8 protein-coding genes and 1 tRNA gene are annotated in these 9,266 nt (G+C 62.3%); 4 read left to right on the top strand and 5 right to left on the bottom strand.

Annotated features, from left to right (window positions below; all coding sequences use genetic code 11):
- Position 1 precedes the first annotated feature (1 nt).
- A tRNA-Thr gene (locus L0G76_RS11520) sits at positions 2-74 on the bottom strand.
- 126 nt (positions 75-200) lie between these two features.
- Here L0G76_RS11520 and L0G76_RS11515 point away from each other — a divergent pair.
- A complete protein-coding gene (locus L0G76_RS11515; RefSeq protein WP_101638787.1) occupies positions 201-1,112 on the top strand; it encodes a GNAT family N-acetyltransferase in 912 nt (303 codons plus the stop codon).
- Positions 1,113-1,223: 111 nt separating this feature from the next.
- The gene (locus L0G76_RS11510) at positions 1,224-2,315 is read left to right on the top strand and encodes a M20/M25/M40 family metallo-hydrolase (RefSeq protein WP_226823730.1); all 1,092 of its coding nucleotides are present in this window, start codon (positions 1,224-1,226) and stop codon (positions 2,313-2,315) included.
- 3 nt (positions 2,316-2,318) lie between these two features.
- Here L0G76_RS11510 and L0G76_RS11505 read toward each other — a convergent pair whose 3' ends face one another.
- Both L0G76_RS11505 and tmk read right to left on the bottom strand, forming a co-directional pair.
- Positions 2,319-3,476, bottom strand: coding sequence for a DNA polymerase III subunit delta' (locus L0G76_RS11505; RefSeq protein ID WP_101638786.1), 1,158 nt, complete (start codon positions 3,474-3,476; stop codon positions 2,319-2,321).
- Positions 3,477-6,263 (bottom strand): dTMP kinase, encoded by a 2,787-nt coding sequence (gene tmk / locus L0G76_RS11500; protein ID WP_257943826.1) that lies wholly within the window; start codon positions 6,261-6,263, stop codon positions 3,477-3,479.
- Positions 6,264-6,378: 115 nt separating this feature from the next.
- On the opposite strand from tmk, the gene L0G76_RS11495 reads away from it, so the two are divergent.
- Entirely contained in the window at positions 6,379-7,113 is a 735-nt protein-coding gene (locus tag L0G76_RS11495) for a lipoate--protein ligase family protein (RefSeq protein ID WP_226823732.1), read from the top strand.
- Positions 7,114-7,188: 75 nt separating this feature from the next.
- The gene (locus L0G76_RS11490) at positions 7,189-7,680 is read left to right on the top strand and encodes a GNAT family N-acetyltransferase (protein ID WP_096158381.1); all 492 of its coding nucleotides are present in this window, start codon (positions 7,189-7,191) and stop codon (positions 7,678-7,680) included.
- A gap of 30 nt (positions 7,681-7,710) precedes the next feature.
- Here the strand turns inward: L0G76_RS11490 and L0G76_RS11485 are convergent, their stop codons facing one another.
- Entirely contained in the window at positions 7,711-8,775 is a 1,065-nt protein-coding gene (locus L0G76_RS11485; RefSeq protein WP_009883365.1) for a GNAT family N-acetyltransferase, read from the bottom strand.
- A 257-nt stretch (positions 8,776-9,032) separates the two neighbouring features.
- On the bottom strand, positions 9,033-9,266 hold a 234-nt coding region (locus L0G76_RS11480), incomplete at its 5' end, for a hypothetical protein (RefSeq protein ID WP_304357351.1).

The following is a 9,266-nucleotide window of genomic DNA, read 5'->3' as shown; positions in this document are numbered from 1 at the left end:
GAGCCGCCTGGGAGAATCGAACTCCCGACCTATTCATTACGAGTGAATCGCTCTACCGACTGAGCTAAGGCGGCAACCGACCTAACTTTAGCCAAAACCAGGACTCCTGGTCAAAAGGAGAATGACTGAGACTTCAGTACGTAACGCAACTCACATATGCTGGGCTTCTCCGCTCATTCATTTCGCACTTCAGGAGTAACATGAGCACCGCACAGATGGCCGTTCCAACGGCCGCAGAACTTCCCAGCATCGGCGCCGTGCTCGACAGCTGGCAGACCGACGACGGACCGCTCCATCTTCACACAGGCGACCTCGGCTGGTATTCGCTGAGAGACTCCGAAGCTACAGCTCAAGCAATGCGGATCTGGCGGTGCGACGACAAGGTCCTGGCAATCGGACTGCTGGACGGGGAAGACCTTCTGCGCCTGGCCGTGGACCCGGACTTCAGCCATGACGACTCTTTGGCACAACAGATCGAATCCGACATCGACCCGTCAGACAGCGCTGTCCCTCCCCTAGACAACGCCGTCTTCGGGAAAGGATCGGCAATCGTCGAGGCTCGAGGAGCAACCTGCCTCGTTGCTCGGTTGGCAGAACGCGGATGGGAGGCAGACGAGCCGTGGACGCCTCTGAATCGTGACCTGAATCTGCCAGTTGAGGAACCCGACCTCCGGGTGGAGGTTGCCGGGCCGGATAGCGCTGAGGCATGGACTGCCGTTCATTGGTCAGCATTCCGCGGTATGCCCTACACCGTGGACGACAAACAGCGATTCGTCCAACGGTGGCACACGATGATGTCTGGCCCTTTCTCCTCGTGGGCACAGAGTCTGCTGGGGTATGACGACTCAGACCAGCCGGTTGCAGTGACGACGGTGTGGTCCGCAGGTCCGAACCGGCCAGGGCTGCTCGAGCCGTTGGCTGTGCACCGTGACCACCAGGGTCACGGCTACGGGAAGGCCATGGCGATCGCTGCGGCAAGAGCCCTGCAACAGTTGGGATCTTCGTCAGCAGCGGTGGGCACGGAGAGTTCGAATGTGGCCGCTGTCGCCGCGTACTCATCCGCTGGCTTCGCTCCCCGCACCGAGGTGAGGGATCTTCGACGAAACAGGTGAAGCACCGTGCACTGACGTTTCAGGGACACCGCACCCGTTAACCTGGTGGAGACAGACATTCGAAGAGAGAAAAGGGTGACGCACGTGGTCGAGTTCGACTCGAAGGACTTCATGAGTGATTTCCAGACGCTCATCGAATGTGAGTCGTTCTCCCAGGACCCCGAATCACTGGCCCGCAGTGCTCAGCTGGTTTCGCGGATCGGCACTGGTCTTCTCGGGGCAGCTCCTCACCTCATCGAAACCGATTCTCACCCGCACGTGCTGTGGCGCTTCGGCACCAGACCTCGCAAGGTTGTGCTCATCGGTCACCATGACACCGTATGGCCGACAGGCACTCTCGCCGATTTTCCCTATTCGGTTGCGGACGGTGTCGTACGTGGACCAGGCGCTGACGACATGAAGGGCGGCCTGCTCATCGCTCTCTATGCCATGGCGCGACTACGCCAACAGCGCGGGAGTCTCGATGGCGTCAGCATCCTCATGACCGGCGACGAAGAGCTCGGCTCCCCCGGTTCACGTCAGATCATTGAGGACGAAGCCCGTGGAGCCAAGGCGGCACTGGTCTTCGAAAGCGGCGCACCCGACGGGGCAGTGAAGATCGCTCGCAAGGGCGTTGCCATCTATTCCCTCGAAGTCACCGGTCTCGCCGCCCATGCCGGGGTCGAACCGGAGAAGGGCATCAACGCCACAATCGAAGTGGCCAATCAGGTCGTCAAGATCGCTGAGCTGCATGATCCGTCCGTGGGCACATCGGTTGTACCGACCGTCATGCACAGCGGTTCGACGACGAACACTGTGCCGGCCAAGGCTGTTGTCGGCGTCGACTCCCGCGCTGCCTCGGTGGCGGAACAGGAGCGTATCGACGGCATTCTCAGCTCCCTCTCCCCTACTGTGGCCGGAGCCAAGGTCGATGTCAGAGGCGGAATCAACCGGGCCCCGCTGGAGGAGAAGATGGCACTGGGTCTCTACGCCCGAGCCCAACGGCTGAGCGCCCACTTGGGGCACCCGCCATTGCGGTCCGTTGCCGTCGGCGGTGGGTCGGACGGTAATTTCACAGCCGGTGTCGGAACTCCGACCATTGACGGACTCGGCACAGTGGGCGGCGGGTCGCACGCAAGGACAGAGCACGCCCTGCAGGTGTGGATTCCTCGCCGAGTCGAGCTCACCACCGCATTGGTCGGCGAGCTCCTCGACGAGGACTGAACCTCAGAGTGCCCCTGTGCGGTCCTCGAGCAGCCAGGGGTTCGACAGCAGCACGAACGCTGATTCGACGATGAGCACAGGCGACATGTTCGTCTGCAATCGTCGTCTCGCCTCGGTGATAGCGTCGATGCGCAGCAGAGTCGTGTCAGGTCCGTCCCTATTCGCCTGTTCGGAGATGAGGTCGCCTTCGCCAGCGTTGATCCACCCGTCGCGGATCCCCAACTGGTGCATGAGGATGTCCCGGTAGAGGCTCATGAGTTCGAGGAAGATCCGGTCGAGTTCGTCGTTGCGGGCGCGGACTGATCGGCGTTTCTGCTCTTCCTCAAGCTTCCTGATCTGGGATCTTGCCGAGGGTGGGATGGACTTCTCCGATTCGATGCCCAGAGTCGCCATCAGATCGGTTCGTTCCGTGGCATTGCGTTCCTCGACCCGAGACTTCGCGGTCTCCGCGGCTTCATCGACGATGCGTCCCGCCAAGCGGATAGTCGCCCCGACAGAGGTCAGCTTCCCTGGGATCGCGAGGATCTGTTTGCGCTCCTCACCGGCGGATTCATTGAGCGCCATGTACTTGGCCCGACCGATGTGGTTCTGCGCGACTGCGGCCGCCCACTTAGCCCTGTCCTCATCGATGTGATCACGTTCGATGAGGAGCTTGGCCACGGCATCCCGAGAGGGAATGCGCAGGCGGACGGGCCGGCACCGAGAACGGATCGTGGTGAGAACATCGATGGGGCTGGGCGCGCACAGCAGCCACACTGTGGCTGGAGGCGGTTCCTCGATGGCCTTGAGTAAGACGTTGGCCGTACGTTCGCTCATCCGATCTGCGTCTTCGATGATGACGACTCGCCACGGGGAATTGACCGGAGCAGACTGTGCTTTCGTCACCAGTTCTCGCACTTCGTCAATGGTGATCACCGATTTCTGAGTCGACATGATCGTCAGCGATTCGTGATGGCCTTTGAGTACGCGTGCGGTGACGTCATTGGGTTCTTCACCGCCTGAGATCAGTGCCGCGGCGAAGGCTCGAGCCGCATTGGAACGACCCGACCCCGGAGGGCCGGTGAACAGCCAGGCGTGGGTCATCGCGCCCGGCGAGTGCAGTGCATACTCGAGCTGGGTGATGACGTCGTCCTGGCCGACGAGCTCATTGAAGACGCTCACTCAGTGACCTTCCGGGTTGTTGAAGCGCTGGTGGTTGCGTTCGCGCTGCTTACGCAGGCGCTCACGTGCCTGACGTTCGATCTCCGCCTGGGCCTGCAGTCGCTCTCGACTCATCTGTCGGGCGGTGCGCACGGGCAGAACTGTTGTCGCGGCGTCTTCATCCCCCGCATCGGTCCCGCCTGCTGGCTGAGAATCGGTCCTCGGCGGTGTCCCGTCCTCGTTACCACGGTCGACCTGACTGACCACCCGGGTTTCTGCTTCCTCGGAATCGGGCCGTGCGATCTCATTCGTCGGCACAGCGTCCTCATCACCATCGTCATCGTCATCGTCATCGTCATCGTCATCGTCATCGGCCAAGGGTGCACTCGGTGTGATTCCGCGGGCTGGCAGCACAGTAGTGGCCGCATCCTCGTCGGATTCGGTTTCGGACTCGGGTTCGGCTTCGGCTGCAACTTCGGACTCGAACCGAGGTGCGACCTCGGACTCGGGTTCGGCTTCGAACTCGGGTTTGCTTGCGTGAGCCGGAAGCACCGTCGTGGCTGCTTCGTCATCACCCTGCACATCTGGGGCTCGCAGGTCAGCGCCGAGGTCGACTCTTTCCGTTTCGACCCCGTCATTGCGTTCTTCGGATTCGCGACGGTCAGCGGCCTGCGGGAAGAACCGTTCGTTCGAGGCCGGAACGAATCGGGCTCCGGGCTCGGGCGCGACCGCCTCGTCGGCGGTAGTCGATGCTCCGTCTTCCGATTCCTCGGCCGGGCCGCCGACGGCTGCCTGGGACGGATGGCTTCCGGCCACCTCGGCGCCGGTGGACTTACCGGTGGCAGCGCCTGCCTCGGATTCGGACACACTGCTTACCTTGCGCGGCAGGCGGGTCCGGATGGCGGTGAGGATTTCGGCAGTCAGTTCGTCTTCGGACACCGAGGCGTCGAGGACGACGTAGCGAGCGGGTTCCTTGTGTGCACGGGTCAGGTAGGTCTGACGCACTCGCTGGTGGAACTGCTGGTCTTCCTCGTCGAGGTAGTTGCTCTCACCGCGTTTGCCCATCCGGGCCGCGGCAGTCTCGGGGTCGATGTCGAGGACGATCGTCAGGTGCGGGACGAGTCCCTGAGTCGCCCACTTGCTCAGCGCCAGGATTGTCTTCGGATCGAAGTTGCGACCAGCGGCCTGGTAGGCGATCGTCGAATCGATGTACCTGTCGGTGATGACGATGCTGCCGGCGTCGAGGCTCGGATCCACCAATGAGGCCACATGGTGGGCACGGTCGGCGGCGAAGAGCAGAGCCTCGGTGCGGGAGCTCGGAGGTTCGGAGTCGAAGAGCACCGAACGGATCTGTCGTCCCAGTTCTGTCCCACCTGGTTCGCGGGTCGCTTCGACATTGTGGCCCTCATCGGCCAGCGTCTGTGAAATCCGTTTGATCTGTGTGCTCTTGCCCGAACCGTCCCCGCCCTCAATGGCGATGAAGAATCCGGCTCCCAGACGTTCCGCGGAGTTTCCGATGCCGTCGTTGGCACCGTTCTCAGCGGCGCTGGGCGGACGGAATCCGTGAACGATATCGACGGACAGTCCTTGGAGACCATGGGGGTCGAAGATGAAGAGACCGATGACTCCGGCGACCAGAGTTGCCAGTCCCATGATTCCGAACGCCACGTCGTTGGGTGCCAGCATCCATTCCATGGCCGAGCCGACCGGGATGGTGACGCCGAAGTCAACAGCATTGAGGATGAGCGCGACGACAGCACCACCGACGGCTCCGATCCGGCGAGAGAAGTCATAGGGCTGTGAGCGCACGCCGATTCCGACGAGGAAGGCGATGACGGCGGTGAGGACGAACTTGCCGGAAAGCTCGTTGATGGCGCCCGTGGCGATCAAGAGGATCCCCGATACGGTCAGGGCGAACGCGGACACGCGCGGCCTCGACATTCCGGGCGCGAAGGTGGGACCCATTTCGAAGCCGATGGCCCAACCCACGAGGCAGGACGCAATCATGAGGGCGAAGCCGGCTTGGCCGAAGCTGTGTTGGACGGCGGTCGGCTGCGCCAGAATGACTGTGGTTCCCAGCACCGCGAAGAGGGCGATGCACACCCACGGCATCGCGATATTCGCGGCCGGTCTGGCCACGCGGGCCTTGATCGAAGGGAATGCGCCCGTCGTCGCCGATTCCGCGTGGAGGGCTCGCTCGGGGGTGAGGAAGATGATGACGGCACCGACAGCCATGGCGATGCCCACCAGGAGGCTCGTCCAGCCCAGCGCTTGTGTGCCTGCGGCAGAGCCGCCGATGATCTGGAAAGAGAAGGAGACGAAGACGAGGAGTGCCGCGGGAATGCCGACCCGACGCCATGGCTTCTCGTTGGTGAAGGGGTTGATGCTCATCAGCAGGCCGACGACGGCACCCAGGAACAGAGCGGTAACCCAGGTCAGCCAGGCGCTCGGGGCAAGGCTGAGGACGATGAGCAGTCCGGCCTCAACGACAGCGGCGATGCTGAGGGCGAGTTTGCGGACGGCTGGCCCTTTGCTCGCCAAGATCTTCTGCGGGATGAAGAGTCCGGCTCCGGCGAGGACGAAGACGATGAGAAGAGACAGGCTTCCCAGCTGGTTGTCGAAGCCTCCCGCAGCCAGGCTGTCGGCCATCGCGGTGAAGGCTCGCCCGCCGATCGTGGCGAAGAAACCGCTGGTGCCCGCCACGACATAGCTGATCGCCACGAGTACGATCAATGCGCCCCAGGCTGCGGTCTCGGCAACCAACCGGCCAGGGGCTCCGGGAAGTCGATGTCCTGTAGTCGTCAACATACTCACAGACCTACAATATCTGCCGCGACTGACATATCTCTTGGAACAGACCGGATCTCTTCTCACCGATGTCTGATCCTCTACTCTTGATTGCGTGCACATAACGCGAACATCGATGTCAGCAGTAGCAACGACCGGCTTGGGTCCGATCGAGGAACTTGCCTTTGCCAGGGTCCTCCTCGACTCGGTCAAGCACGGCACCCGAGGAGCAACGCTGCGGATGTACAGGCCAGCACCGACGTTGGCCTTCGGGGCCAGAGATCGGTTCCTTCCCGGGTTCCCCGCAGCAATCGAAGCGGCGAAGGATCACGGTTTCACGCCAGCTCTGCGCAGCCTCGGCGGGCGAGCTGCCGCCTATCATCGGGGATCGCTGGTCATCGATCACATCGAACCCAGTGATGCGTTCATCAAAGACACCACGGCGAGGTTCTCCGCCTTTGGGCAGGACTACGTCGAGGTTCTGCGTGGCATCGGAGTCGACGCCCGCCTCGGCGAGATTCCTGGGGAGTACTGCCCCGGTGAGCACAGCGTGAATGTGGCCGGTCGGATCAAGGCGATCGGAACCGCACAGCGAGTGGTCTCGGGCGCGTGGCTGTTCTCCTCATCCGTGATCGTCGAGGATCCCGATCCCATCCGTTCCGTCCTCACCGACGTCGAGGCGGCCCTGGGCATCGAGTGGGATCCGGCCACTGGTGGGTCGATCAGAGAAGTCCACCCCGAGGTCACGATCGACACCGTCGCCGAGGCGTTCGCCTCCTACTATGCCCACGCCGATCCGCACACGCCCGGTGAGCCCACAGCCGCCGAACTCGCAGCGCTGCCCGACAAGATCGGCACCCACGTGCTGTGACGGCACCTACTCCATGACGACCCCTGCACTGCGACCCTGTACTGCGACACCGAAGCAATTGGAGACGATGACCCGATGAATGTGCGCGAGGCGACGAAGGACGATCTGCCCGACATCCTCCGGCTGGTCCAAGCCCTGGCCGTGTATGAGAAGGAGCCCGATGCGGTCGAGGCCACCGAAGACGATTTCGCTGCGGTGATGTTTCCCGCCGATGGGCATCCGAGCACCTATGGCCTCGTCGCCGAGGTGGACGGACAGATCATCGGCATCGCGATCTGGTTCCACTCGTTCTCCACCTGGACTGGGAAGAATGGGATCTGGCTCGAAGACTTATTCGTCGATCCCGATCACCGCGGAAATGGGGCGGGCAAGGCGCTGCTGGGTCACTTGGCCCAGATCTGCCAGGAACGGGGTCTGACTCGACTCGAGTGGTGCGTTCTCAAATGGAACGAGCCCTCAATCGGCTTCTACCGTTCGCTGGGTGCAAAGGCTCAGGACGAATGGGAGACCTTCCGTCTCGATGGTGAGGCGCTGCGCTCGTTCGCAGCAGAGTCGGCGGGACAGTAGACGGTAGGCAGTCCCGACTGTGTCTGAGCCTCACGCGTCGAGGTTGAGTTCGACCTCTTCGATCCGCTCGACTGGGCGGAATCCCAGTCTCTGGTTGATCGCAAGCATGTGCTCGTTCTCTTCTGCGTTGTAGGTGATGATCGCTCGGGCCTCCAGGCCCGACTGTGAGAACTCGTGCGCGGCGGCAGCTTTGACTGCTGCCCCGAGCCGATGACCCCGATACTGGTCGCGGACAAGGGTCCCCCACTGGTAGACCATGGCTTCGACCGACGAATGGACCAGCTGCGTGTAGGCTGCGATGTCTCCGGAAGAGTCGAGAGCGATCGCTGCGAAGCTTGTCCGCCCCTGCATTGCGAAGATGGCCTCCTGTTCGCGGATGTCTGCCGCCGAGGTGGCTTCGGGTTCAACGTCGCGCACTCCCGTGGGCGCCTCAGTTTCGATGAGACCCTCCATAAGAGCCCATTGCTCGACGAACTCCTCCGGCACATCTCCGGACCAGGAGTGGAACTCGAAACCCTCGTGGAATGGTCGTGCTTCCCTGGCGATCGTGCGAACGAGGGCGGAGTCCACTGGCAGAGGACACTCACTGCGGAGGTCTCCGATGGCGAAGGTGAATCCATGGTGTTCGGCAAACGCGATCCCGGGCGCCGTGGTCTCGACATCTTCAGACCTGGAGTCTGCTTCGCTGGTCCTGAACGGTCGGAATACTTCCGAAGAGATCACCCGACGATCCAACTCCTTGGTGCGTGAACGAACGAATTCGAGCATCGCGGAGCCGACACCTCGGCGACGGGATCCGGGGTCGACGTAGAGTCCGGCGTCGACTCTGTGCCGGTTGTCGCTGAGCGGCATCGTCAGCGCGATTGCTCCGATCGCTGAATCGGCCTCCGTCGCACTGCGCACGAGGTAGAGCTCCGTCATCGACGAGGTTCGCTGCGTGCGCAGTTCGGCACTGAGCTCAGCTTCGGGCCACACCGGAGCGTCAGGTCCTCGATCGTGGGAACTCGCCGCAGCGAACACCTCGTGCCACGCATGGAACGCATCGTCGTCAGCAGGGTCGTTGAGGCGGATCGAGATCGCTGGTGCAGGTGCCATTGGGTCGGACTCCGTTGTCTGAGATCGGCTGGGTAGATTCGAGGTACCGCTTCAGTGGACGGTGTATGTGCGTCTTAGGCGGACGATTTGAGCTGAATTCACGCTCTGGCACCAGCCTAAAACGTCCACCCAGCGTGACCCGTGCCGGTAGAAGACTGAACATTGCGAGTCGAAGAAGAAAAGGGCCGATCCTCCGTAGAGGAATCGACCCAGAACTTCCGGAGCTCAGAGCACCGAAACTAACTATAGCACCGGCCTCAGGGAGTCTTCGGCTTCGCAGTCGTGGACTTCTTGGCCGCGGTTGTCGACTTAGCAGTCGTCTTCTTCGCCGTCGTCGACTTCGCAGCAGTCGACTTGGCAGCGGTCTTAGCCGGAGCCTTCGCCGTGGTCTTCTTCGCTGTGCTTGTCTTGGCTGCGGTCGACTTCTTCGCAGGAGCCTTCTTAGCCGCAGTCTTCTTAGCCGCAGTCTTCTTAGCCGGCGCCTTCTTCTT

It is taken from the genome of Brevibacterium picturae, from assembly GCF_030453725.1.
GTDB classification, from domain to species: Bacteria; Actinomycetota; Actinomycetes; order Actinomycetales; family Brevibacteriaceae; genus Brevibacterium; species Brevibacterium sandarakinum_A.
The sequence above is the reverse complement of the archived record's forward strand: the minus strand, read 5'-3'. Positions and strand labels throughout refer to the sequence as shown.

What these genes read in the sequence shown, in the direction of transcription:
- L0G76_RS11510 (WP_226823730.1), top strand. Translation starts at nt 1,224, where the DNA reads ATGAGTGATTTCCAGACGCTCATCGAATGTGAGTCGTTCTCCCAGGAC.
- L0G76_RS11515 (WP_101638787.1), top strand. Translation starts at nt 201, where the DNA reads ATGAGCACCGCACAGATGGCCGTTCCAACGGCCGCAGAACTTCCCAGC.
- L0G76_RS11490 (WP_096158381.1), top strand. Translation starts at nt 7,189, where the DNA reads ATGAATGTGCGCGAGGCGACGAAGGACGATCTGCCCGACATCCTCCGG.
- L0G76_RS11485 (WP_009883365.1), bottom strand. Translation starts at nt 8,775, where the DNA reads ATGGCACCTGCACCAGCGATCTCGATCCGCCTCAACGACCCTGCTGAC.
- L0G76_RS11495 (WP_226823732.1), top strand. Translation starts at nt 6,379, where the DNA reads ATGTCAGCAGTAGCAACGACCGGCTTGGGTCCGATCGAGGAACTTGCC.
- tmk (WP_257943826.1), bottom strand. Translation starts at nt 6,263, where the DNA reads ATGTTGACGACTACAGGACATCGACTTCCCGGAGCCCCTGGCCGGTTG.